General features: G+C 69.4%; 22 protein-coding genes. 5 read left to right on the forward strand and 17 right to left on the reverse strand.

Going from position 1 to position 23,055, the window contains the following annotated elements:
* The first annotated feature begins 774 nt into the window (after positions 1 to 774).
* Positions 775 to 1,071 carry a DUF1540 domain-containing protein gene (locus tag ACFY2Q_RS14865; protein ID WP_387130394.1) on the forward strand — a complete coding sequence of 99 codons (297 nt, stop codon included), beginning with the start codon at positions 775 to 777 and terminating at the stop codon, positions 1,069 to 1,071.
* Between the two features lie 190 nt (positions 1,072 to 1,261).
* Here the strand turns inward: ACFY2Q_RS14865 and ACFY2Q_RS14870 are convergent, their stop codons facing one another.
* Positions 1,262 to 3,268 carry a protein meaA gene (locus ACFY2Q_RS14870; RefSeq protein WP_387130396.1) on the reverse strand — a complete coding sequence of 669 codons (2,007 nt, stop codon included), beginning with the start codon at positions 3,266 to 3,268 and terminating at the stop codon, positions 1,262 to 1,264.
* A 151-nt stretch (positions 3,269 to 3,419) separates the two neighbouring features.
* Between ACFY2Q_RS14870 and ACFY2Q_RS14875 the strand changes: the two genes are divergently transcribed.
* Both ACFY2Q_RS14875 and ACFY2Q_RS14880 read left to right on the forward strand, forming a co-directional pair.
* Positions 3,420 to 4,271: an ABC transporter ATP-binding protein gene (locus tag ACFY2Q_RS14875; RefSeq protein WP_387130398.1), complete on the forward strand. Its 852-nt coding sequence runs from the start codon at positions 3,420 to 3,422 to the stop codon at positions 4,269 to 4,271.
* On the forward strand, positions 4,268 to 5,113 hold the full coding sequence (locus ACFY2Q_RS14880; protein WP_387130400.1) for an ABC transporter permease: 846 nt from the start codon (positions 4,268 to 4,270) through the stop codon (positions 5,111 to 5,113). The genes ACFY2Q_RS14875 and ACFY2Q_RS14880 overlap by 4 nt, the downstream gene beginning before the upstream one ends.
* 42 nt (positions 5,114 to 5,155) lie before the next feature.
* Here ACFY2Q_RS14880 and ACFY2Q_RS14885 read toward each other — a convergent pair whose 3' ends face one another.
* On the reverse strand, positions 5,156 to 6,004 hold the full coding sequence (locus ACFY2Q_RS14885; protein ID WP_387130402.1) for a 3-hydroxyacyl-CoA dehydrogenase family protein: 849 nt from the start codon (positions 6,002 to 6,004) through the stop codon (positions 5,156 to 5,158).
* Between the two features lie 99 nt (positions 6,005 to 6,103).
* On the reverse strand, positions 6,104 to 7,546 hold the full coding sequence (murA, locus tag ACFY2Q_RS14890) for a UDP-N-acetylglucosamine 1-carboxyvinyltransferase (protein WP_387130404.1): 1,443 nt from the start codon (positions 7,544 to 7,546) through the stop codon (positions 6,104 to 6,106).
* Here murA and ACFY2Q_RS14895 point away from each other — a divergent pair.
* Positions 7,545 to 8,117 (forward strand): cob(I)yrinic acid a,c-diamide adenosyltransferase, encoded by a 573-nt coding sequence (locus ACFY2Q_RS14895; protein ID WP_387130406.1) that lies wholly within the window; start codon positions 7,545 to 7,547, stop codon positions 8,115 to 8,117. The two genes, murA and ACFY2Q_RS14895, sit on opposite strands and share 2 nt — an antisense overlap.
* A 139-nt stretch (positions 8,118 to 8,256) precedes the next feature.
* Here ACFY2Q_RS14895 and ACFY2Q_RS14900 read toward each other — a convergent pair whose 3' ends face one another.
* The 13 genes from ACFY2Q_RS14900 to glyA all read right to left on the reverse strand — a co-directional run bounded on the left by ACFY2Q_RS14900 (position 8,257) and on the right by glyA (position 19,219).
* Positions 8,257 to 8,712 carry a DUF2550 domain-containing protein gene (locus tag ACFY2Q_RS14900; RefSeq protein ID WP_387130408.1) on the reverse strand — a complete coding sequence of 152 codons (456 nt, stop codon included), beginning with the start codon at positions 8,710 to 8,712 and terminating at the stop codon, positions 8,257 to 8,259.
* Between the two features lie 13 nt (positions 8,713 to 8,725).
* A complete protein-coding gene (locus ACFY2Q_RS14905) occupies positions 8,726 to 9,007 on the reverse strand; it encodes a F0F1 ATP synthase subunit epsilon (protein WP_387130410.1) in 282 nt (93 codons plus the stop codon).
* A 90-nt stretch (positions 9,008 to 9,097) separates the two neighbouring features.
* Positions 9,098 to 10,237, reverse strand: coding sequence for an LCP family protein (locus ACFY2Q_RS14910; RefSeq protein ID WP_387130411.1), 1,140 nt, complete (start codon positions 10,235 to 10,237; stop codon positions 9,098 to 9,100).
* A 219-nt stretch (positions 10,238 to 10,456) separates the two neighbouring features.
* Positions 10,457 to 11,893, reverse strand: a complete 1,437-nt coding sequence (atpD, locus tag ACFY2Q_RS14915) for a F0F1 ATP synthase subunit beta (RefSeq protein ID WP_387130413.1) — start codon at positions 11,891 to 11,893, stop codon at positions 10,457 to 10,459.
* Positions 11,893 to 12,822 (reverse strand): F0F1 ATP synthase subunit gamma, encoded by a 930-nt coding sequence (locus ACFY2Q_RS14920; RefSeq protein WP_387130415.1) that lies wholly within the window; start codon positions 12,820 to 12,822, stop codon positions 11,893 to 11,895. The genes atpD and ACFY2Q_RS14920 overlap by 1 nt, the downstream gene beginning before the upstream one ends.
* 4 nt (positions 12,823 to 12,826) lie before the next feature.
* Entirely contained in the window at positions 12,827 to 14,479 is a 1,653-nt protein-coding gene (atpA, locus tag ACFY2Q_RS14925) for a F0F1 ATP synthase subunit alpha (RefSeq protein ID WP_387130417.1), read from the reverse strand.
* Between the two features lie 90 nt (positions 14,480 to 14,569).
* Positions 14,570 to 15,394 (reverse strand): F0F1 ATP synthase subunit delta, encoded by an 825-nt coding sequence (locus tag ACFY2Q_RS14930; protein ID WP_387130918.1) that lies wholly within the window; start codon positions 15,392 to 15,394, stop codon positions 14,570 to 14,572.
* Positions 15,391 to 15,921 (reverse strand): F0F1 ATP synthase subunit B, encoded by a 531-nt coding sequence (locus ACFY2Q_RS14935; protein WP_387130419.1) that lies wholly within the window; start codon positions 15,919 to 15,921, stop codon positions 15,391 to 15,393. The genes ACFY2Q_RS14930 and ACFY2Q_RS14935 overlap by 4 nt, the downstream gene beginning before the upstream one ends.
* Before the next feature lie 29 nt (positions 15,922 to 15,950).
* Positions 15,951 to 16,175 (reverse strand): ATP synthase F0 subunit C, encoded by a 225-nt coding sequence (atpE, locus tag ACFY2Q_RS14940; RefSeq protein WP_355591314.1) that lies wholly within the window; start codon positions 16,173 to 16,175, stop codon positions 15,951 to 15,953.
* Between the two features lie 94 nt (positions 16,176 to 16,269).
* On the reverse strand, positions 16,270 to 17,049 hold the full coding sequence (gene atpB, locus ACFY2Q_RS14945; RefSeq protein ID WP_387130421.1) for a F0F1 ATP synthase subunit A: 780 nt from the start codon (positions 17,047 to 17,049) through the stop codon (positions 16,270 to 16,272).
* Between the two features lie 42 nt (positions 17,050 to 17,091).
* A complete protein-coding gene (locus ACFY2Q_RS14950; protein WP_387130423.1) occupies positions 17,092 to 17,313 on the reverse strand; it encodes a hypothetical protein in 222 nt (73 codons plus the stop codon).
* A gap of 191 nt (positions 17,314 to 17,504) precedes the next feature.
* Entirely contained in the window at positions 17,505 to 17,936 is a 432-nt protein-coding gene (locus ACFY2Q_RS14955) for a hypothetical protein (protein WP_387130425.1), read from the reverse strand.
* Positions 17,933 to 19,219 carry a serine hydroxymethyltransferase gene (gene glyA / locus ACFY2Q_RS14960; RefSeq protein ID WP_387130427.1) on the reverse strand — a complete coding sequence of 429 codons (1,287 nt, stop codon included), beginning with the start codon at positions 19,217 to 19,219 and terminating at the stop codon, positions 17,933 to 17,935. The genes ACFY2Q_RS14955 and glyA overlap by 4 nt, the downstream gene beginning before the upstream one ends.
* 35 nt (positions 19,220 to 19,254) lie before the next feature.
* Between glyA and ACFY2Q_RS14965 the strand changes: the two genes are divergently transcribed.
* The gene (locus ACFY2Q_RS14965; protein WP_387130429.1) at positions 19,255 to 20,718 is read left to right on the forward strand and encodes an SDR family oxidoreductase; all 1,464 of its coding nucleotides are present in this window, start codon (positions 19,255 to 19,257) and stop codon (positions 20,716 to 20,718) included.
* A 194-nt stretch (positions 20,719 to 20,912) separates the two neighbouring features.
* On the opposite strand, the gene ACFY2Q_RS14970 is transcribed toward ACFY2Q_RS14965, so the two are convergent.
* A complete protein-coding gene (locus ACFY2Q_RS14970; RefSeq protein WP_387130431.1) occupies positions 20,913 to 23,027 on the reverse strand; it encodes a transglycosylase domain-containing protein in 2,115 nt (704 codons plus the stop codon).
* Positions 23,028 to 23,055: the final 28 nt, after the last annotated feature.

Below are 23,055 nucleotides of genomic sequence, written 5' to 3' on the forward strand. Positions count from 1 at the left end.
GGGATCAGCTTGGCGGTGTCGGGCTTGTCGGCCTGCACCACCGCGACCGGCTTGCCATCCACCGGGGTGGCGGCGTGGGCGATCGGGCCGGCGAAGACGCCACCGGCGAACGCGAGACCAGCAACAGACAGCACACTCTTACGGATGATCGTGTTCATGAGGGGTAGCTCCTTCGGGGGTAGGAAACACCCACCACCAGGGGGACGGTGGCTGAGGGTGTGAGCACCTCGTCCGGCGCTGCACATACAAGGGGGAAAGTCTTGGGGGGTTCGGCGACCTACGGGCGGGGCTCGTGGCGCCGGGTCCAGATGTAACGACCGACGGGCCGAGGTCATTCCGGGGGTTGGCCCGTCGAGCCGGTGCGGTCGGTCCTGGGGATGTAACGACCGTGCCTGGCCTGGCATTCCAACCCCGTGTGTGGGGCAGGCCGGCGGCCGGTGGTACTGCGATCGTCAGGATATGTAACCCGTCCGGGGCCGCCACGATTCCGGCCCCAGGATGCCACCGGTCACACCCCCAGACCACTCGGGACCGGACATATCGCCCGACACGGCACGGCAGGCCGGGTGGGGCTTGTCGCTTCGCGGTTGATCCACTCGACATCGGCGATATCGGGGCATCAACCGCGCCCGGACACCCCGATATCGGCGATGTCGAGTCGATCAAGGCGCCGGGGCGCATCGGGCCGGCAGCCCACTGGCGGGACGTCTGCGCAGCGAGCCCGACAAACCTGATATTTGCCTAGGATCGGGGCAAGAGCCTATGGAGGTCGACATGACTGCAGCGTTGGAGATGCCCCGGGTCCAGGAGTGCGTGGTCGCGGCCTGCGCGTACAACCAGGGCGGCGACTGCCACGCCTTCGCGATCACGATCGGCAGCATGGACCACGCCCACTGCCACACGTTCATCGAGTCACCCGTCCAGGGCGGCCTGGGCACGCTGATCGCCCAGGTGGGCGCCTGCCAGCGCGCCGACTGCCTGCACAACGAGCAGCTGGAATGCCACGCGCCGTCGATCAGGGTGGGGCCGGACAATGACATGGCCGACTGCATGACCTACGACCACCGCTGACCGTCCGCACCAGCCGCCCCACAAATCCCACCAGGCAGCTCTGCCAGGCCCGGAGCCACCGGGCCAGCCCATCAGGCCAGCCCGACTCGGCCAAAACCACCAGGCAGCCCCACCGGGCCGGGAGCCACCGTGCCAGCCCCCACTAGGCCAAAACCACCAGGCCAGAACCCAACTGGCAAGGGCGCGCGGGTCAGGGCAGGGCGTTGGCCTGGCGGACAACCGTCACCAGGTCGTCGATGATTGTGGTGAGGGCGAAGTCCTTCGGGGTGAAGACCCGGGCCACCCCGGCTGCCCGCAGCGTGTCGGCGTCACCGGCGGGGATGATGCCGCCCACCACCACGGGAAGGTCTGCCCGGCCGGCGGCGCGGAGGCCGTCGAGCACGGCGGGTACTGCGGCGAGGTGGGAGCCGGAGAGCACCGAGAGCCCCACCAGGTCGACGTCCTCCTGGACGGCGGCGGCGACGATCTGCCCTGCGGTCAGCCGGATGCCCTGGTAAACGACCTCGAAGCCGGCGTCGCGGGCGCGTACCGCGATCTGTTCCGCGCCGTTGGAGTGTCCGTCGAGGCCGGGCTTGCCGACAAGCAGTCGCAGACGGCCGCTGCCCAGCTCGCGGGCGGTGGCGGTGACCCGCTCGCGGACCGCCGCGAGGCCCGGGTCGCCGCCGGTCCCGGTGCCGCCGGCCAGGCCGGTCGGTGCCCGGTACTCGCCGAAGACCTGGCGCAGCGCGCCGGCCCACTCGCCTGTGGTCACGCCGACGCGTACACATTGCAGGGTTGCCGTCATGAGGTTGGTGGTGGTCGCGGCGTCCGCGCGGAGCTGGGCCAGTGCCGCGTCGACGGCGGCGGCGTCACGTTCGGCACGCCAGCGGTGTACGTCGTCCACGGCGGCGGCCTCGACGGCCGGATCGACCTGCTCGACGGACTCCGCTCCGGTGGCGGTCAGCGGGGAGGGTTCGGTTTCGACGTACCGGTTGACGCCGACCACCACGTCGGCGCCGGACTCCATCCGGCGGCGGCGCTCGGCGAGTGAGGCGACGAGCGCGCTCTTGAGGTAGCCGGTCTCCACGGCGGCGACCACCCCGCCCAACTCCTGCACCTTGTCCAGCTCGGCCCGGGCGCCGGTGACGATCTCCTCGACGAGCGCTGTCATCACGTGCGAGCCGGCGAAGATGTCGGGGTATTCGAGCAGATCCGACTCGTACGCCAGGACCTGCTGCATGCGCAGCGACCACTGCTGGTCCCAGGGGCGGGGCAGGCCGAGCGCCTCGTTCCACGCGGGCAACTGCACGGCGCGGGCGCGGGCGTCGCGGGACATCGTCACGCCGAGCATCTCCAGCACGATGCGCTGGATGTTGTTCTCCGGCTGCGCCTCGGTGAGGCCGAGCGAGTTGACCTGTACGCCGTAGCGGAAGCGGCGCTGCTTGGCGTTGGTGACCCCGTACCGGTCCCGGGTGATCTCGTCCCAGAGCGCGCCGAACGCGCGCATCTTGGCGATCTCCTCGACGAAACGCACGCCGGCGTTGACGAAGAACGAGATCCGCTGCACCACGTCGCCCATCCGCTCGGCGGGCACCTGGCCGGAGTCGCGGACCGCGTCGAGCACGGCGACGGCGGTGGCCAGCGCGAAGCCGACCTCCTGCACGGGAGTGGCCCCGGCCTCCTGGAGGTGGTACGAGCAGATGTTCACCGGGTTCCACCGGGGCATCTCCCGCAGCGTGTACGCGACCACGTCGGCGGTGAGTCGCAGTGACGCCGCCGGCGGGAAGATGTACGTCCCCCGGGACAGGTATTCCTTGATGATGTCGTTCTGGGTGGTGCCGGCGCAGCGGGCCAGCTCCGCGCCCTGCTCCAGGCCGACAGTGCCATAGAGAGCCAGCAGCCACATCGCCGGGGCGTTGATGGTCATCGAGGTGTTCATCTCGGCGAGCGGAATGCCGTCGAAGAGCGCCCGCATGTCGCCGAGGTGGGCCACCGGCACGCCGACCCGGCCGACCTCACCGGAGGCGAGTTCGTGGTCGGGGTCGTACCCGGTCTGGGTGGGCAGGTCGAAGGCGACCGATAGGCCGGTCTGCCCCTTCGCCAGGTTGCGGCGGAAGAGGGCGTTGGTGGCGGCGGCCGACGAGTGGCCGGCGTAGGTGCGCATCACCCACGGGCGGTCCCGCTCGGGCAGCCGGCTCACAGATGCCATCTCATCCATGGCCGGAGTCTAAGTTACCGTTCAGTAAAACGGGTTGTGCAAAACCGCACACGTCCATGTCGCGGACATCCGGGTGCGGAACGCGCACGATGTCGGCGACCGCCACACCCCGGGCAGCACACCGGCCGGGCCAGGACGCACACTTGACGCCATGGATGACGAGCTGGCCATCTCCGTCCGAGGGCTGCGCAAGGCGTACGGAGACAACGTCGCCGTGGCGGGCGTGGACCTCGACGTACGCCGTGGCGAGGTGTTCGCCCTGCTCGGCCCGAACGGCGCTGGGAAGACCACCACGGTGGAGATCCTGGAGGGCTACCGGGGCCGCGATGCGGGCGAGGTTTCGGTGCTCGGCGCTGACCCCGCGCACCCCAGCCCGGACTGGCGGTCCCGGGTGGGCATCGTTTTGCAGGGCACCGGCGAGTTCGACGAGCTGACCGTGGCCGAGGTGATCCGGCACTTCTCCGGCTTCTACCCCGACGCCGACGACCCGGACAAGGTGATCGAGCGGGTGGGTCTGGCCAGCAAGGCGAGCGCCCGCACGCACACCCTCTCCGGCGGGCAGCGGCGCCGTCTCGATGTGGCGCTCGGCATCATCGGCCGCCCCGAACTGCTCTTCCTCGACGAGCCCACCACCGGCTTCGACCCCGAGGCCCGCCGCGAGTTCTGGGAGCTGATCCGCGACCTCGCCGCGGCCGGCACCACAATCGTGCTGACCACGCACTACCTGGACGAGGCGGAGTCACTCGCCGACCGGGTGGGTGTCATCGCCGCCGGCCGGCTCGTCGAGGTGGCCGCCCCGAACCAGTTGGGCAACCGGCAGGAGGCCCTGGCCACGGTGTCCTGGCGTACCCCGGACGGGACGCTGGAGAGCACGCAGAGCGCGACGCCGACGGCAGTGGTGGCCGACCTGGCGGCGCGCTACGGCGGCGAGGTCCCGGGGCTCACCGTGACCCGGCCGACCCTGGAGGACGTCTACCTCACCATGATCGGACACGCGCGATGACGACCACGACGAGGCCGGCGACGCCTGTCGCCGCGAGCCGCGGACGCCGGCCGGGTGCCGGCGCGCTCGCCCTGCGCCAGGGCCGGCTGGAGATCACCCAGTTCCTGCGCAGTCGGGAATCCGTGGTCTTCACGATGGGCTTCCCCATCATCATGATCCTGATCTTCGCGTCGATCTTCGGCGGCGAGATCGGCGGCGGGGTCAAGTTCACCCAGTACTTCATCACCGGCATGATCGCGACCGGCCTGATGACTGTGAGCTTCCAGAACCTGGGCATCTGGATCCCGATCGAGCGGGACCGTGGGGTGCTCAAGCGCTACCGGGGCACGCCGATGCCGAAGTGGGTCTGGTTCGCCGGCAAGGTGATCATGGTGGTGGCGATCGGCATCGTCGAAACGGCGCTCCTGCTCGCCGTCGCCGTGGCGCTGTTCGACCTCGACCTGCCCGGCACCGCCGCGAAATGGCTCACCTTCGGCTGGGTCGCCGTGCTCGGGGTCACCGCCTGCACCCTGTGCGGCATCGCCATCTCGTCGCTGGCCCGTACCGCCCGCAGCGGCTCGGCGGTGGTCACCCCGGTCTCCCTGGTGCTCCAGTTCATCTCCGGGGTGTTCTTCGTCTTCACCGAGCTGCCCACCTGGATGCAGCAGGTGGCGGCGCTGTTCCCGCTCAAGTGGATGTGCCAGGGGCTGCGCGCGGTCTTCCTGCCGGACAGCTTCGGCGCGCAGGAACCGGCCGGCTCGTTCGAGCTGGGCCGGGTGGCGCTGGTGCTGGCCCTGTGGTGCGTGATCGGCCTGGTGCTCTGCCTGACCACCTTCCGCTGGACCACCAAGCGCGACGGCTGAGCGGTCGGCCGGGGCGGGTGCCCGCCCCGGCCGCCGTGAACCTCAGTACGTGTAGAAGCCCTTGCCGGTCTTGCGGCCCAGGTCGCCGGCGGTGACCATGCGCTGGAGCAGCTCCGGCGGGAAGAACTTCTCGTCCGCCGTGTCGGTGTAGATGTTCTTCGACGCGTGCAGCAGCACGTCCACGCCGGTCAGGTCGGTGGTGGCCAGCGGGCCCATGGCGTGCCCGAAGCCCAGCCGGCAGGCGGTGTCCAGGTCCTCCGCCGACACCACGCCCGACTCGACGAGCTTGACGGCCTCCACCACGAGGGCGGAGATCAGCCGCGTGGTGACGAAGCCGGCGATGTCCCGGTTGACCACCACTACCGTCTTGCCGATCTCCTCGGCGAAGGCCCGTACGGTGGCAAGCGTGGCGTCGCTGGTCTTGTAGCCGCGAACCAGCTCACAGAGCTGCATCATCGGCACCGGCGAGAAGAAGTGGGTGCCGACGACCGCCTCGGGCCGCTCGGTGACCGCCGCGATCTGGGTGACCGGGATGGCCGACGTGTTGGTGGCGAGCACCGCGTCGGCCTTGCAGATCTTGTCCAGGGCGCGGAACACCTCGTGCTTGATCTCCAGCCGCTCGAAGACCGCCTCGACCACGATGTCCGCGTCCGCCGCCGCCTCCAGATCGGTGGTCGGGGTGATCCGGGCGAGCGTCGCCTCGACCTCGGGCGCCTCGATCTTGCCCTTCTCGGCGAACTTCTCAAGCGACTTCCGGATGCCGCCGATCCCCCGGGCGGTGGCCGCGTCGTCCAGGTCGCGCAGCGTCACCTGCCAGCCCGCCTGCGCCGCCACCTGGGCGATGCCGGAGCCCATCAGTCCGGCCCCGACGACCGCGAGTCGACCCGCCATCTCACTTCTCCCTCGCTGCGATTGAGTGCCTGCCTGCACCCTAGTCGGCGAGCCTGAACGACGGCTAAGGGGCGGTCGGGAGCCCCACGGCCGTCGGCGTCATATCTCCAACGACGGTTCCTCCGGCGCGGTGCCCCGCTCGACCGCCACCCCGAGTGCGCGCAGGTCCGCAACGAAGTCCGGGTAACCCCGGTCGACGTGGTGCACGTGGGAGACCTCGGTGGCGCCGTCCGAGCAGAGCCCGGCGATGATCAGCCCGGCCCCGGCACGGATGTCGGTGGCCCGCACCGGCGCACCGGACAACCGTTCGCGGCCCCGGACCACCGCGTGATGCCCGTCGGTCTTGATGTCCGCGCCGAGCCGCATCATCTCGTTGGCGAACATGAACCGGCCGTCGAAGATGTTCTCGGTGATCAGGGACGCCCCGTCGCCGACGGCGGCGAGCCCGATCGCCATCGGCAGCAGATCGGTGGCGAAGCCCGGGTACGGCAGTGTCACCACGTCCACCGCCCGGGGCCGGTCGTCCATGCGTACCCGGAAGCCGTCGGCCCGGGTCTCGACAAGGCCGCCGGCCGCGACGACCTTGTCCAGCGCGACCTCCAACAAGGCCGGGTCCAGCCCGGTCACCGTCACGTCGCCCCTGGTCATCGCCGCGCCGAACGCCCACGTGCCCGCGACGATCCGGTCCCCCACCGTGGCGTGCCGCACCGGGCGCAGCCCGGGTACGCCGGTGATCCGCAGGGTGGACGTGCCGGCGCCGGAGATCCGCGCGCCCATCTGGTTCAGCATCGTGCAGATGTCGACGATCTCGGGCTCCCGAGCCGCGTTGTCGATCATCGTGGTGCCCTGGGCCAGCACCGCCGCCATCACCAGGTTCTCGGTCGCCCCCACGCTGGGGAAGTCCAGCACGATGTCGGCGCCGCGCAGGCCGTGCGGGGCGGCCGCGATGACGAACCCGTGCTCGCCGGAGATCTCCGCACCCATCCGCGTCAGCCCGGAGATGTGCATGTCCAGCCCACGGGAGCCGATCGCGTCGCCGCCGGGGTGGGCCACCCGCACGTACCCGCGACGGGCCAGCAGCGGGCCGAGCACGCAGATCGACGCGCGCAGCCGCCGGACCAGGTCGTAGTCGGCGTCCGCGCCGGGCTGCTCGGGCACGTCGATCGTCACCGAGCGGGACCGGGCGACGCCACCTCGGGCGACCATCGGGTCGACCGGATCGTCCACGTCGAACCGGACGTCGCAGCCCAGCCGGCGCAGCACCTCCCCCATGATCGCGATGTCGGTGATCCGTGGAACGTTGGTGATCACGCTCCGACCCGGGGCGAGCAACGCGGCCGCCATCAGCTTCAGCGCCGAGTTCTTGGCACCGACCACGTGCACGGTGCCGGCCAGCCGGGCATCACCGCGCACCCGGATGACGTCGACATCGTTGATCGCCGGATCGCCGGCGTCACCAGGACCCACCACTGCCGGCCAGCTGGCAGTGGTGTCCGGCCGCGCAGGGATCGTCAGATCCGGTATCCGTAGGCTGTGCGTCATGGCCGTCCACCTCACGCGCATCTACACCAAGGCCGGCGATGCCGGCATGACCAGGCTGAGCAACAACGAGCAGGTGCCGAAGACCGATCCACGAATCGTCGGGTACGCGGATGTCGACGAGTGCAACGCGGCGATCGGCGTCGCAATCGCCCTGGGACAGCTCGACGACGAGCTGCGGGGGGTGCTGGAGTCCATCCAGAACGATCTGTTCGACGTTGGCGCCGATCTGGCCACCCCTGTCGAGCCGGACCCGAAGTATCCGCCGCTGCGGGTGACCGAGGAGTACGTCGAGCGCCTGGAAGGCTGGTGCGACGAGTTCAACGCACGCCTGTCCAACCTCGACTCCTTCATCCTCCCCGGCGGCACCGCGGGTGCGGCGCTCTTGCACGTGGCGCGGACCATCGCCCGGCGTGCCGAACGGGCCGCGTGGGCACTGGTCAGCCACGATCCGGAACGGACCAGCCCGCTCCCGGCAAAGTATCTCAACCGGCTCTCCGATCTGCTCTTCATCCTGTCAAGAACGGCAAATCCGGCGGGCGATGTGCTATGGGTGCCGGGCGGCAAGCGCTGATCGTGGGCGCCTCGCCGGCACGCGGAGGTGTGGGTTCCCGATCTGGCCGCCATCACGCGTAGTCGGGACGAGATCGGGGTGCCCGCTCAGCTCAGTGAGCTGGCGGGCACCCCGGGAAAAACACGACGAGTTCGACGGCTCAGGCAGCCGGCCAGTCCTGCGAGGCCATACGCGGCGAGACCGCCCCCGGAGGGGCGGCCTCGAGCCAGGAGAGGAAACCGGTAACTGTCGACCGCGCCATGGCGATCTCCACCGGTGCGTGGTGACTGGTACAGCGGAGGATCACCCAGTCGGCCGGCATGGAGAGCCGTTCCTGACCCTCCGGCAAACGGCGGCGCTCCACCGCGAGCCCTTTGCGGGAGAGCACCCGCTTGGGCCGCAGCGCGAAGCTGAACATCCGGTACCAGCGCAGCTCCTCACCGGCGAACCGGCCGAAGCCCGGTGACCAGCCGCGGCCGTCGAGCATGGTGGTGACCCGGACGCTGAGCCGGATGATGCCGCCGCTGCGAGTGACAAGCGCCCGGCGGACGAAGAGGACGAGAATCGCAAGGAGGACGACGGCGACGCCGATCCCGATTCCTTCGACGATCTCCATCCCCGTTACGCGCTCAGTGGCTCTGCGCGGAAACCGGGGTAGCGCTCTCGGCCAGCACGGTCACACCGTCGGGGCTCACCGAGAGGAAGCCGCCGGCCACGTCGTACGAGATCTGCTCACCGCCGGCGAGCTTGATGCGGACCTGACCGGGCTCGGCGAGCTGACCGAGCAGCGGTGCGTGCCCCGGCAGGACGCCGAGCTCACCCTCGGTGGTCCGGGCGACGAGCATCTCGGCGTCACCGGACCAGACTTTCTCCTCGACGGCGACGAGCTCGACGTGCAGCTGCTGTGCCACGCTGTCTCCTTGCTGCGGCGGGCGGATTTCCGAAAGTCTAGTCCTGACGACGACCCGCCCCCAACGCGGGTGGGGAGAGTTGCGCCACGACTACTTCGCCTTGTTGTGGAATTCCGGGTGCTCCAACAGGAACGGGTCCAGTTGCTCATTGTGCAGGGCCGTGAAGAAGTCCGAGACGCCAGGCTCGAACTGCTCACCCTTGTATTTCTTGCCCTCGTAGACCCCGCCACCCGGGAGCTTGATCATCTGGATGGTGTTGGGGCGGATGTCCTTGAGGGCGATCCCGAAGTCGACAACGCTGTTGCCCCGACCGTTGAAGATCAGCGACTGCCCTGCGGCGCGGAGCACCTTGTCCAGCTTGATCGGGTTGGCGACCACGTCGGCGCTGAACGCCTGGCCGACCATCGCCTTGACGAACTGCTGCTGGTGCCGCTGCCGGCCGTAGTCGCCGTCCGGGACGCCGTTCTTCGGGTAGCGCTGCCGGACGTAGTCGAGCGCCTGCCACCCGCTGAGGTGGTGGTTGCCCTTCGTGTAGACCGCCTGCGGGCCGATGTAGCCCTCGCCGCGCGGGTTGCCCGGCCGGGCCGTGCCGTCCGGCTGCTTGTGCTCGGACTTGACCTCCCGCTCGACGTACATGTTGACGCCGCCCATCGCGTCGACGATCTTCTGGAAGCCGGTGAAGTTGATGATCGCGCCACCGTCGAACCGCTTGATGCCTGTCACCTTCTGCACGGTCGTGGCCAGCAACTCGAAGCCGCGAGCGGCGTCGGGGTTTCCGCCCGGCACATGACTGCCGTACGACATCGCTGCGTTGATCTTGGTCGTCTCGCCGTTGAAGTTGGCCTTCTTGAACGGCGGGATGTCGACGTAGAGGTCGCGGGGCACCGAGAACAGGTAGGCCCGATCCATCGAGGCGGGCACGTGCAGAATCATGATCGAGTCGGCAAGCGGCGCCGCCGTCGGCGTACGCGGGTCGATGCCGACAAGCAGAAGGTTGAGCGGACCCTTGATCTCGCTCTTCTTCGCCTGAGCACCGGCGGCCTGGTCGCCGAAGAGGTCGGCCTTGCCGACCGCGCCCTCGTAGCGGGCCATCAGCACCTCGGTGCCGACAAGCACCATCCCGCTGAGCATGGTCAGCACGGTGCCGAACACCGTGCAGATCCGCGCCCAGCGTGGCACGCCCCGCCAGATCGACTTGCGGCCACTCTTGCCGGCCTTACCCACGAGCATCTCCGTTCGTCACGCCCACGAGTAGAAGACGGGCCCACGTCGCCGAAAGGTTGCCGAGATCAACGCTCGTTCGGGGAACGTGCGCAACGACCGTATCTCGCGGGTCGCCCGAGCGCCGACCACGAGTAACGGACCGCGACGATGGTAGGGCGCAAAGATGAACAAAAGACTGCCCCGGCATTGCCGGGGCAGTCTTTTGTGTCAGCTCTAGTCGAGCTGTCAGTCCTTCATCAGCTCCGCGGCCTTGGCCTCGAGGTCCTCGAGACCGCCGCACATGAAGAACGCCTGCTCGGGGAAGTGGTCGTACTCCCCCTCGCTGATCTTGCGGAACGCCTCGATGGTCTCCTTGATCGGGACCGTCGAGCCCGGCACGCCGGTGAACTGCTCCGCAGCGTAGGTGTTCTGCGACAGGAAGCGCTCGATCCGCCGGGCACGCGCCACGGTGATCTTGTCTTCCTCGGAGAGCTCCTCGATACCGAGGATGGCGATGATGTCCTGCAGGTCGCGGTAGCGCTGCAGGATCCGCTTCACCTCGGTGGCCACCTGGAAGTGCTCGGCGCCGACGAACTCCGGGGCGAGGATCCGGGACGAGGACGCCAGCGGGTCCACGGCCGGGTAGATGCCCTTGTCGGAGATCGACCGCTCCAGGTTGGTGGTCGCGTCCAGGTGGGCGAACGTGGTGGCCGGGGCGGGGTCGGTGTAGTCGTCCGCCGGCACGTAGATCGCCTGCATGGAGGTGATGGCCTGGCCCCGGACGGAGGTGATCCGCTCCTGGAGCTCGCCCATCTCGTCGGCAAGGGTCGGCTGGTAACCCACCGCACTCGGCATACGGCCGAGCAGGGTGGAGACCTCCGAACCCGCCTGGGTGAAGCGGAAGATGTTGTCGATGAAGAGCAGCACCTCCTGCTTCTTCACGTCCCGGAAGTACTCCGCCATGGTCAGCGCGGACAGCGCCACCCGCAGCCGGGTGCCCGGCGGCTCGTCCATCTGGCCGTAGACGAGCGCGGTCTTGTCGATGACGCCGGACTCGGTCATCTCGGCGATGAGGTCGTTGCCCTCACGGGTGCGCTCACCCACGCCAGCGAACACCGAGGTACCACCGAAGTTGCGGGCAACACGGGTGATCATCTCCTGGATGAGCACCGTCTTACCCACACCCGCGCCGCCGAACAGGCCGATCTTGCCGCCCTTGACGTACGGGGCGAGCAGGTCGATCACCTTGATGCCGGTCTCCAGCATCTCGGTCTTCGGCTCCAGGTCGGCGAAGGCCGGGGCCTTACGGTGGATGCCCCACCGGTCGTCGGCCTGGATGGTCTCACCCTCGGTGAGGTTGAGGCACTCGCCGATCGCGTTGAACACGTGGCCCTTGACCGCGTCGCCCACCGGAACGGTGATCGGCTCGCCGCGGTCACGCACCTCCGCGCCGCGAACCAGACCGTCCGTCGGCTGCATCGAGATGGCGCGGATCAGGTTGTCACCCAGGTGCTGGGCGACCTCCAGGGTCAGCGTCTTCTCACCGCCGGACAGCTTCACATCGACGTTGAGCGCGTTGAACAGGGCCGGCATGGCGTCGCGCGGGAACTCGGCGTCGACGACCGGGCCGATGACCCGGACCACGCGACCCGTGGCCGTCTTGGTCTCTACTGGTGCAGTCATCACACTTCACTTCCCGACGCGGCAAGCGCGTTGGCGCCGCCGACGATCTCGCTGATCTCCTGGGTGATCCCGGCCTGGCGAGCCGAGTTCATCTCGCGCGTGTACTTCTCGATCATCTCTTCGGCGTTGTCGGTGGCGCTCTTCATCGCCCGCCGCCGTGCCGCCGACTCACTCGCCGCCGACTCGATCAACGCCGCGTAGATCCGCGTGTTGATGTACCTCGGCAACAGCGCGTCGAGCAGCGCCTCCGCCTCCGGCTCGAACTCGTACGCCGGCAGCAGCCCCTCGGAGCGCGGCCGGTCCTCCACCTGCATCGGACCGATCACCTTGGTGACCGGCGTCTGCGTCATCAGCGAGTGGAACTCGGTGTAGACGATGTGCAACTCGTCGACGCCGAGCACGCCGTCCGCACCGGCACCGCCGTCGACGTCGTCCGCGCCGGCAGTGAACGCCTTGATCAGCGTCTCACCGACGGTACGGGCGTCCTCGAACGACGGCTGCTCGCTGAACCCGGTCCAGTTCGCCTCGATCGGCCGGTCACGGAACCGGTAGAACCCGACGCCCTTACGCCCGATGACGTAGAGCACCGGCTCCTTGCCGTCCGCCTTCAGCCGCGCGATGAGCGACTCGGCCATCCTGATCGCGTTGGAGCTGTAGCCGCCGGCCAGGCCACGGTCGCTGGTGACCAGCAGGACGCCCGCCCGCCGCACCCGCTCGCGCGGGGTGAGCAGCGGGTGGTCGATCCGCGCGTTGGACGCCAGAGCCGTGAGCACACCGGTGATGGCCTGGGCGTACGGCAGGGACGCCTGCACCCGGGCCTGGGCCTTGGCGATCCGGCTCGTCGCCACGAGCTCCATCGCCTTGGTGATCTTCTTCATCGACTTCGCCGAGCGGATCCGTTGACGAAGAACGCGTACCTGGGCCGCCATGAGATCAGCTCTCGGTCGAGCCGGCGGGCGCGCCGTCGCGGTAGCGGGTCACCGTCTCACGGTTCTGCTCACCCTCGAGCGGCTTGGCCTGCGCGTCGTTGATCCGAGGCTCGTCCTCCTTGCCGAGGAAGACCTTCTTGAACTCGCTGATCGCGTTGTCGAGCGAGGCGATGATGTCGTCGTTCCACTGGTGGCCGGCGATCGCCGCAAGCACACCCTCGTGCTTGTGCCGCAGGTACTGGAGGAACTCCGCCTCGAAGCGACGAACCTCACCCACCGGGACGTCATCCAGCTTGCCCTCGGTGCCGGCCCAGACCGAGACGACCTGCTCCTGCACCGGGTACGGCGAGTAGTTCGGCTGCTTGAGCAGCTCGACCAGACGCGAACCGCGGTCCAGCTGGGCCCGGGAGGCCTTGTCCAGGTCGGAGGCGAAGGCGGCGAACGCCTCCAGCTCGCGGTACTGGGCCAGGTTGAGCCGCAGCGAACCGGCGACCTTCTTCATCGGCTTCACCTGCGCGGCGCCACCGACCCGGGAGACCGAGGTGCCGACGTTGATCGCCGGACGGACGCCCTGGTTGAACAGGTCGGTCTCCAGGAAGATCTGGCCGTCGGTGATCGAGATGACGTTGGTCGGGATGAAGGCCGAGATGTCGTTGGCCTTCGTCTCGATGATCGGCAGACCGGTCATCGAGCCGCCACCCAGCTCGTCGGAGAGCTTCGCGCAGCGCTCCAGCAGGCGGGAGTGCAGGTAGAAGACGTCACCCGGGTACGCCTCACGGCCCGGCGGGCGGCGCAGCAGCAGCGACACGGCGCGGTACGCCTCGGCCTGCTTGCTCAGGTCGTCGAAGACGATCAGAACGTGCTTGCCGCCGTACATCCAGTGCTGCCCGATGGACGAGCCGGTGTACGGAGCGAGGTACTTGAAGCCAGCCGGGTCGGACGCCGGGGAGGCCACGATGGTCGTGTACTCCATCGCGCCCGCCTCCTCGAGCTGCCCCTTGATGGAGGCGATCGTGGAGGCCTTCTGGCCGATGGCGACGTAGATGCAGCGAACCTGCTGCTTCGGGTCGCCGGTGCGCCAGTTGTCCCGCTGGTTGAGGATGGCGTCCAGAGCGACAGTGGTCTTGCCGGTCTTCCGGTCACCGATGATCAGCTGCCGCTGGCCCCGACCGATCGGGGTCATCGCGTCGATGGCCTTGATGCCGGTCTGCAGCGGCTCGTCGACGGACTGCCGGGCCATCACGTTCGGAGCCTGCAGCTCCAGCTCGCGGAAGCCCTCGTTGGCGATGTCGCCGAGCGCGTCGATGGGCTCGCCGAGCGCGTTGACCACGCGCCCGAGGAAGGCGTCGCCGACCGGAACGGAGAGAACCCGCTCGGTGCGCTTGACGCGCTGCCCCTCTTCCAGCTTGGAGGAGTCACCGAGAACGACGACGCCGATCTCCCGGACGTCGAGGTTCAACGCCACGCCGAGCGTGCCGTCCTCGAACTCCAGGAGCTCGTTGGTCATGGTCGAGGGCAGGCCCTCGACGTGGGCGATGCCGTCGCCGGTGTCAGCGACAGTGCCGACCTCCTCGCGGGAGACGTCGGGCGAATAGGAGGAGACGTAGCGCTCCAGGGCGCCGCGGATCTCCTCCGTCGAGATGGTCAGCTCGGCCATCCTCTGCTTCCTTAAAATTCAGGGGCCCGGGGATACCTAGTACCGACCGGTCCGAATGGCGTCTGTCATTCAGGTGCTTCGCGGGAGCCGTCAGCGCTTGGCGAACGCGTTACGAGTCTCGTTGAGTCGGCGCAGGATCGTCCCGTCGTAAAGGTCGGAACCGACCCGGACGCTCATGCCGCCGAGGATCTCGGGGTCGACCGTCTGCTTGATGTCGACCTGTCGACCGTATAGCTCGGCAAGTCGAGCGCCCAGCCGTTGCTCCTCGGCGTCATCAAGCGGGGCCGCCACGGTCACGTACGCGACCTGCCGGTCCCGCCGGTCGGCGGTGAGCTCGACCAGTCGGGTGAGCGCGCCGCTGAACGAGCGACCGCCGAACCCGGATAGAGCCACCTCGATCAGGCGGACCGTCACCGGGTGGGCCTTGCCCTCCAGCAGCTCACGAACCAGCCCGGCGCGCTGAGCCAACGGCGCGATCGGGTCGGTCAGCACGGTGGCGAGCTGCGGCTGCCCGGCGACCAACTGGCCGAACCGGAACAGCTCGTCCTCCACCTCACCGAGGTCGTCGGTGGCGTCGGCGCTGGCGAGCAGCGCCTCCACACCGAGCCGCTCGGTGCCGTCGAGCAACTCCGACGGTGCCGACCAGCGGCTGGCGACCAACGTGCTGGCCAGGTCGAGCGCCTGCTCGTCGAGCTTGCCGCGCAGCATGGTGCCGAGCAGGCCGGCGCGGTCCTCACCGGACCGTGCGGGATCGGAGAGCGCCCGGCGCAGCCGGACCTCCCGCCGCAGCAGATCCGCGACGGAGAGGACACCGTCGGCGGTGGCGGCGACCGCCTGCGGCTGCGCGCCGCGGGTGTAGGCCTCCAGCCGCTCGACGGCTGCCTTGTACGACTCCCGGCTGGCGGCGTGCATCAGCGGGCCCCCGCGCTCTCAAGATCGGTGAGGAAACGCTCGACGGTGCCCTTGCGACGGGCCTCGTCGGCGAGCGACTCCCCCACGATCCGGCTGGCCAGGTCGACGGCGAGACCGCCGACCTCCGCGCGCAGATCGCGCACGATCGTGGCCCGCTCGGCGATGAGCTGCTCCTTGCCCGCGGCGACAACCCGCTCGGACTCCTCCCGCGCCTTGGCGAGGATGTCCTGTCGGATCCCCTCGGCGTCGGAACGGGCGTCGTCACGGATCTTGGCGGCTTCGGTACGCACCTCGGCCAACTGCGCGCGGTACTGCTCGAGCAGCTGGTTCGCCTCGGCCTGGGCCGCCTCCGCACGCTTGAGGCCACCCTCGATCGCATCGACCCGCGCCTGGTACATCGCCTCCATGCGAGGCATGACGAACTTCAGCAGGACGAAGACGAGCAGGGCGAAGGAGATCGAGCCAACGACGATCTCCTGCCAGATCGGAAGGATCGGGTTGTGCTCGACGCCTTCGGCAGCGAGATACATGTCAGACCTCCGGGTCGAAAAGCGGACGGTCAGTTGACGGCGAAGGCGAGCACCAGGCCGAACAGGGCGAGCGCCTCGACCAGGGCGAAGCCCAGGACCAGCCAGGTCCGGTTGAAGCCGGCGGACTCGGGCTGACGCGCGCTCGACTGGATGTAGGCCGCGAAGACCAGGGCGACGCCGATACCGGGGCCGATGGCGGCGAGACCGTAGCCGATGGTGTTGACGTTACCGTTGATGGCGGCGAGAACGTCCATTGCGGGTATTCCTCCTAGTTAACACGTGAGTTCTCACGCGTACGCGGTCGGTATCCAGAAGCTTGGTCGGGCCGGGTGACCCGCCGAGCGGATCTCAGTGCTCGTCGGCCAGCGACGACCCGACGTAGTTGGCGCTCAGTGTGACGAAGACATAGGCCTGCAACACCGCGACCAGGACCTCGAAGAAGGCCATCACGATCGCCATGGCGAAGGAGAAGACCGAGGTCACCTGGACGAAGATGCTGTCCGAGGCGAGCATCACGAACCCGCCGACGGTGAAGACCAGCAGGAGCAGGTGGCCGGCGAACATGTTGGCGAAGAGCCGCAGCGCCAGGGTGACCGGCCGAACGATGAAGTTCTGGAGGAACTCGATCGGGATCAGAAGGAAATGCATCGGCCACGGAACACCGGGCAGGATCAGCATCATCTTCATGTATTTGCCGAAGCCGTGCTTTCGGACGCCGATGTAGAGGTACATGACGTACGAGACGGCCGAGAGCACGATCGGGAAGGCGATGTGCGAGTTGGGCGAGATCTGCAACCCGGGCACGATGCTGAAGATGTTGGTCAGCAGGATGAAGCTGAACAGCACGGTGAAGTAGGGCGCGAAGCGAATGCCCGCGTTGCCCATCTGCTCGCGGGCGATGTTGTCCCGGACGAGGCCGTAGACAGACTCCGCGTACCACTGGGCCTTACCGGGGACCAGCTTGGGCTTCCGGTAGGCGAGCAGGAAGAAGACGATCAGCAACGCGACCGCGAGCCAGATCATGATCCCGAACTTGGTGACCCAGGGGCCGGCCACGTTCGGCGGGTAGAAATCTCCGACGCTGGGGGGCCAGGGAAGCCCCTCTGCGGCGACGAGCTGTCCACTCACCGTGTCATCCTCCGCACTCGACAGACCCGCGTGTGCTGGAACTCAAGCACCGAGCCTCTTCATGATCAAGTAGATCGCTCCGGCTGCGCCGAACATCATGCCCGTGGCGATCCCGATGCCCGTGGGAAATCCAATGAGGCGTCCAGCGAGCCACCCGAGGAAACCCCACACCAGAATGCCGGCGAGGAGATAGCCAAGAACGGTGCCGGCAACGCCCTCCGATGAGTGCTCATCGGACTTCTTGGGGTGAAGGTCGTCGGCCATGACGTCGCGAACGATATCAGCCGGGGCGTGCCAGGGTGTGCGGCACCCCCCACACTGCGGGCAGCGTGCGGGTCGCACTACGGGCGCGTCAACCGTCGCCAAGGCTACTCCCGTCGAGTCCGCCGAGGCAGCCCGACGGGACCGGCAAATTGCCGACAATCGTCCGTCGATGAACCAGTGGTCGGACGTGGTCAGTCGCGCCGCGACCGGAAGGTCGGCAGCGGAGACCGCAATGCCCAGGTCAAATGGGCTCCGGTCCAGACCACCACAGCCGCGATCACGCCCACGCCCATGGCCCGTAAACCACCCCAACCGGTGGCCGCGATGGCGGACATGGTCAGGCCGAGGATCACGATCTTCACGCTGTAGGTGACCAACCCGACGGACATGATCATGCGCGGGTTGATGGCGTCCGCCCAGGCGACGGAGAAGCCGGAGATGAGATAGCTCACCACCACCAGCGCGATCCCGGCGGCCACTCCGGCGGCGCCCTCGGCGCCCTGCAGGGCTGCCGCGAGAGGGACCGCCAGCACCGCCAGCACCGCACAACTCAGCAGCGTAAGGCGAAGGTACGGCAGCCGAACCCGGATGGCGCCCGGCTCACCCGCCCGTGGCTCGCTCATCGGGGGTACGCCGGGAACGTCGCGACCAGCTCGGCCACCTCGGCGCCGATCCGGGTCAGCTCGTCGGCACCGCCGGGCGCCCCGGCATCGGTGCGCACGGCACGGGCGATCAGCGCGGCCACCTGCCGCAGCTCCCCCTCCCGCATGCCCTGCGTGGTGACGCTCGGCGTGCCCACCCGGATGCCGGAGGCCACCATCGGCGGCTGCGGGTCGTACGGGATGGCGTTCTTGTTCAGGGTGATCGACGCGGCGTCGCAGCGTCGTTCGGCCTCCGCGCCTGTCACACCCACCTCCCGCAGGTCGATAAGGGCGAGGTGGGTGTCGGTGCCACCGGAAACCGGGCGCATCCCCTCCTCGGCCAGCCCGGCGGCGAGCGCCTGGGCGTTGCTGACCACCTGCCGGGCGTACGTCTGGAACTCAGGCTGGGCGGCCTCGCGCAGCGCCACCGCCTTGGCCGCGACCGCGTGCATCAGCGGGCCACCCTGGGTGAACGGGAAGACCGCCTTGTCGATCCGCTGGGCCAGCGACTCTCGGCACAGGATCATGCCGCCGCGCGGGCCGCGCAGAACCTTGTGGGTGGTGGCGCAGACCACGTCGGCGTACGGCACCGGGGACGGAATCGCCCGGCCGGCGACCAGGCCGATGAAGTGCGCCGCGTCCACCATCAGGTACGCGCCGACCTCGTCGGCGATCTCCCGGAACCGCGCGAAGTCGATCAGGCGGGGGTACGCGGTCGCGCCACAAATGATCAGCTTCGGTCGGTGCGCACGCGCCAGGTCGCGTACCTCGTCGTAGTCGATCACCTCGGTGTCCGGCCGGACCGGGTAGCCGACCGGGTGGAACCACTTGCCGGAGAAGTTCACCCGGCTGCCGTGGGTGAGGTGCCCGCCGTGCGGGAGGTCCATCGCCAGGACCGTGTCACCCGGCTGCACAAGCGCGGCGTACGCGGCCAGGTTGGCGCTCGCCCCGGAGTGCGGCTGGAGGTTGGCGTGCTCGGCACCGAACAGCTCCTTGGCCCGGGCGATGCCGATCTCCTCAGCCCGGTCCACCTCCGCGCAGCCGCCGTAGTAGCGGCGGCCCGGGTAACCCTCGGCGTACTTGTTGGTAAGCGTCGAACCGAGCGCGGCAAGCACCGCCGGCGAGGTCAGATTCTCGCTGGCGATCAGCTGCAGACCACCCCGCAACCGGTCCAGCTCGCCGAGGACCACCCCGGCGATCTCCGGATCGGTGGCCCTGAGCTGCGCAAAATCCGGCCCCCAGAAGGTGCTCGTCTCGGTCTCCACAGCGAACGAGTCTAGAGGGCCGCACACTGGGACCCGTGAGATGCCTCGTCACCGGTGCAACGGGATACATCGGCGGGCGACTGACGCCGCTCCTGCTCGCCGACGGGCACACCGTACGCTGCCTGGCCCGTAAGGCCGTGCGGCTGCGCGACGTGCCCTGGGCCTCGGCTGCCGAGATCGTCGAGGGGGACCTCAGCCGACCGGAGACACTGCCCGCCGCATTCGCCGACGTGGACGTCGCCTACTTCCTCGTGCACTCGCTCGGCCGACCCGACTTCGAGGCGGCCGACCGCGCGGCGGCCACAAACTTCGCGGCGGCGGCCCGCGCGGCAGGCGTACACCGGATCGTCTATCTGGGCGGTCCGGAGCCGGCATCCGACGAGGAGGTCCCCTCCCCGCACCTGCGGTCCCGGGCCGAGGTGGGTCGGATCCTGCTCGCCAGCGGGGTGCCCACGGCGGTGCTCCGCGCCGCGGTGATCATCGGCTCCGGGTCGGCGTCGTTCGAGATGCTGCGCTACCTGACCGAACGGCTGCCCGCCATGGTCACCCCACGATGGGTCGGTAACCGGATCCAGCCGATCGCGGTCCGTGACGTGCTGCGCTACCTGGCCGGCTGCACCGCGCTGCCGCCCGAGGTCAACCGGGGCTTCGACATCGGCGGACCGGACGTGCTGACCTTCCGCGACATGATGCAGCGGTACGCGCGGGTGGCTGGGCTGCGCCGACGGATCATCGTGCCGGTCCGGCCGCTCACCCCGTCGCTCTCCTCGCACTGGGTCGGCCTGATCACGCCGGTGCCGAACGCCATCGCCCGCCCACTCGTGGAGAGCCTGATCCACGAGGCGGTCGCGCACGAGCACGACATCGCCAGGTACGTACCCGACCCGCCCGGCGGCCTGACCGGCTTCGACCAGGCGGTGTCCCTGGCGCTGGCCAAGGTGCGCGACGCCCAGGTGGAGACCCGCTGGTCCACCGCGAGCGGCCCGGACGCCCCCGCCGAGCCGCTGCCCAGCGACCCGGACTGGTCCGGTGGCACCGCCTACACCGACCTCCGGGAGACGACTGTGGACGCACCACCGGCCGCGCTCTGGCGGGTCATCGAGGGCGTCGGCGGGGAGCACGGCTGGTATTCCTTCCCGCTCGCCTGGTCGATCCGCGGCTGGCTAGACCGGCTCGTCGGCGGAGTGGGGCTGCGACGCGGCCGACGCGACCCGCACCGGCTACAGGTCGGCGAGGCACTGGACTTCTGGCGAGTGGAGGAGATCGTCCCGGGCGAGTTGCTCCGGCTGCGCGCCGAGATGCGCCTGCCCGGCCGCGCCTGGCTGGAGATGCGGGTGCTGCCCGCCGACGACGGACGCAGCCGCTACCACCAACGCGCCGTCTTCCTGCCCCGCGGGCTTGCCGGACACGCCTACTGGGCGTCGGTCGCACCGTTCCACGCGCTGGTCTTCGGAGGAATGGCCCGCAACATAGCAAAAGGCGCAAAGACCCTCCCCTAAACCCGCGCCCCACACCCCGCTCCCCGGGCCCCCCGGACCCCCGCACCCCCCGCCCCCCCCGCCCCCGCGATCTTGCACTTTCGGTCGCCGGTTTGATAGCTTGCACACCTTTTGTCGAGGCAGAAAGTGCAAGATCGCGGGGGCGGGAGGGCTGCGCGGGGGCGGGAGGGCAGTGGGAGGGCAGCGCTGGGCGGTTAGTTGCCGCTGCGGGGGCCTGTTACCTCGAAGGCTGCTCGTTCGCTTGGCGGGACGAAGTCGCGTACCGGCTCGCCTTTCAGGGCAGTGGCGAGCACCTCGCCTACCGCGTCCACCATTCGGGCCTGCACCGCCTGACCGACCGCGTCGCGGGGATCATCCGGGTTGGCCGCCATTGAGGCGACCGCGAGCTGCGGCGTGAAGGCCACAACCGTCTCCGTCTCGTACCGCTCGGAGCTGCCGGTCTTGCCGGCCACCGGGCGGCCGAGCCGGGCCCGCAGGTCGGGTGCGGTGGCGCCGTCGCACCGCCCGTACATCGACTGGTCGCCGACCGGGCAGCGGGAGGCGTCGATCGCCGCCCGGGCCACGTCGGTGTCCAGGACCTGCCGGCAGTCCGGCTTGGCGGCGTCCACGGGCCGGCCGGCCGAGTCGCTTATCGAGACCACCGGCAGCGGCGCGCACCAGGTCCCCTCGGCCGCCACCGTGGCGTACGCCGTGGCCAGGTCGAGCGGGGTCGTCGCGGCGACGCCCAGGGTGAACGGGCCCCAGTTCTTCGCTCCGTAGCGGGCCAGTCGTTCGTCGGCGTCGGCGCGCAGCACGATGCCGAGCCGCTCGGCCATCTCCACCACCCGGTCGGCGCCGACCTTCTCGGTGAGCCACGCGAAGTAGGTGTTGACCGAGCGGCCGAAGGCACTCCACATGGTGCGGGGGCCGTCCATCGATGACGGGTTGGCGTTCGACGGGCACCAGCGGCCGTCGCAGCTGGCGTTCCCGGTCACCGGGAACCGGGTGAGGATCTGGCTCGGTGCGGTGAACTCGGTCGACAGCGGCAGGCCGGACTCCAGCGCGGCCAGCAGGGCGAAGAGCTTGAACGTCGAGCCGCCCTGGTAGCCGTCGATCGCCCCGCCGCCGGCGACGAGCTGGTTGACGGTGTTCGGGTGGTTCTTCTGCCCGACCGGGTTGTCCTCCACGCTGTAGGCGCGGTTGACCGACATCGCCAGCACCCGCCCGGTGCCGGGCTGCACCACAACGGTCGGCACCGCCCGCGCGTCGGTCGGCCGGTAGATCTTGCTCACCTGCTCGGTGGTGGCCCGCTGCACCGCCGGGTCCAGCGAGGAGACGATGGAGAACCCGCCCCGGCGCAACGTGCGCTGGCGCTCGTCGGCGGTCGACCCGAACGCCGGCTGGCTGCTCCACCAGCGGGTGAACCAGTCGCAGAAGAAGCCCCAGTCGTTGTGCCCCTCGGGCACGCCCGTGCAGTCGTTAGGGGTCTCGCTGGGTCGCAGTTGCAAAGGCTCGGCCCGCGCCGCGGCCGCCTCGTCGGCAGGCACCTGGCCCGACTCCACAAGCCGTTCCAGCACGTACGTCCGACGCTCCAACGCGCTGTCGGCGTCGCCGTTGATCGGGTCGTCGCTGTCCGGCGACTGCACCAGGCCGGCCAGCAGCGCCGCCTGGGCCAGGGTCAGCTCGGCCGGCGACCGGGAGAAGTAGCGCTTGCTGGCGGCGGCGATCCCGTACGCCCCGGCGCCGAAGTAGGCGATGTTGAGGTAGCGGGTGAGGATGTCCTCCTTGCTCAGCTCCCGTTCCAGCGCGAGCGCGTACCGCATCTCCTGGAGTTTGCGGGCGGTGGTGACCTCGGTGGCCGCCCGGCGCTGCCGCTCGGTGAGCCGGGGGTCGCTGGCGAGCACGTTGCGGACGTACTGCATGGTCAGCGTGGAGGCGCCCTGCCGGGTGCGGCCGTCGCGCCTGTTCACGGTGAACGCGCGTACGACGCCGCGCAGGTCCACCCCGCTGTGCTTGTAGAACCGGACGTCCTCGGCCGCCACGATGGCCTCGCGCATCACCGGCGCCACCTCGTCCAGGGGCACGTCGACCCGGTCCTCCTGGTAGAAGGACGTGATCAGGGTGGTGCCGTCGCTGGCGTAGAGGTTGGAGCGCTGGGCGGTGGGTGGCGTGCGGAGCGTGTTCGGCAGCTCCGAGTACGGCGTGGACAGGGCGCTGAAGCCGATCCCGAAGACCAGGGCCGCGGGCAGGGCGGCTCCGGCCAGCACCAGTCCGGCCAGCACGCCGGCGATCACCACGGTCAGTAGTTTGTCGAGTCGGGCCCGGATCATCAGCTCTCCCCGCAGGAGCCGGTCACAC

Source organism: Micromonospora sp. NPDC000316 (assembly GCF_042898885.1).
GTDB lineage: Bacteria > Actinomycetota > Actinomycetes > Mycobacteriales > Micromonosporaceae > Micromonospora.